The sequence below is a fragment of the Pseudomonas sp. AL 58 genome (assembly GCF_036348395.1).
Lineage (GTDB): Bacteria > Pseudomonadota > Gammaproteobacteria > Pseudomonadales > Pseudomonadaceae > Aquipseudomonas > Aquipseudomonas defluvii.
On sequence record NZ_JAZBQR010000058.1, the window covers coordinates 1 to 873 of the forward strand.

Here is an 873-nt window from a genome sequence, read left to right on the forward strand (position 1 = left end):
GTTTGTCGAAGCGCGTGACGATTCGGCGGTTCTCTTTCAGCCAGCCGAACATGCGCTCGATGATGTTGCGCTGTCGATATTTGGGGCGATCAAACAGCCTCGGCAAGCCGGGCTTTGGCTTGCGTTTCATTGAGCGGAGCGGGATGACCGGCTGCATCCGATATCGGTCGCAGTAACGGCGCAAGGCCTCGGCGTCGTAGCCCTTGTCAGCCAGCAACCATTTGCATCGTTTGCGTGGACGGCCACGTTGGTTTGTCGGGATGCTGACATCATCCAGCAATGGCTGGGCATAACTGATATCACTGGCCTGGCCGCCAGAAAGGAGAAAGCGCAGCGGCGTACCGTTGGCGTCGCAGAGCATGTGAATTTTTGGTAGTCAGACCACCACGGCTGCGGCCTAGAGCGTGATCGGCAGGCTCGTCAGTCCCCTTTTTTCCGCGCTCCAGATGAAGCACGGGTTGCCCGAACAGCGGTCGAATCGATCATCCAAGTGTGGGGATCGATCAAGCCTTTGTCATTGAGTTTGAGGTGCAATCGTCTGAGCATCTGATCGAATGTTCCGCGGTTTCGCCAGACTCGGAAGCGGTGATAGACCGTCGCCCAAGACCCGAAGCGCTCGGGCATATCTCGCCAGGCTGCTCCTGAGCAGAGAACCCAGAGCACACCATCGAGCATCAAGCGATCACTGCTGCGGGGCCTGCCCCTGACGTGGGATGCTGTAAAAAGATCGGCGACCACTGCCCACGCTTCATCAGAGAGTTCATAACGCTTTGCCATCACAGAATTCCTTTCCGCAGATGGGCGGCGGCTGTACAAAACCCAGGCCGTTCCGGGGCCACATTTCAGTTTCGTGGGATTTCAGACAGAGCCTAG

At 57.6% G+C, this 873-nt stretch carries 1 pseudogene; it reads right to left on the reverse strand.

Going from position 1 to position 873, the window contains the following annotated elements:
* A pseudogene (locus tag UIA24_RS23020) lies at positions 1-777 on the reverse strand (IS5 family transposase); the annotation flags it as partial.
* Between the last annotated feature and the right edge of the window lie 96 nt (positions 778-873).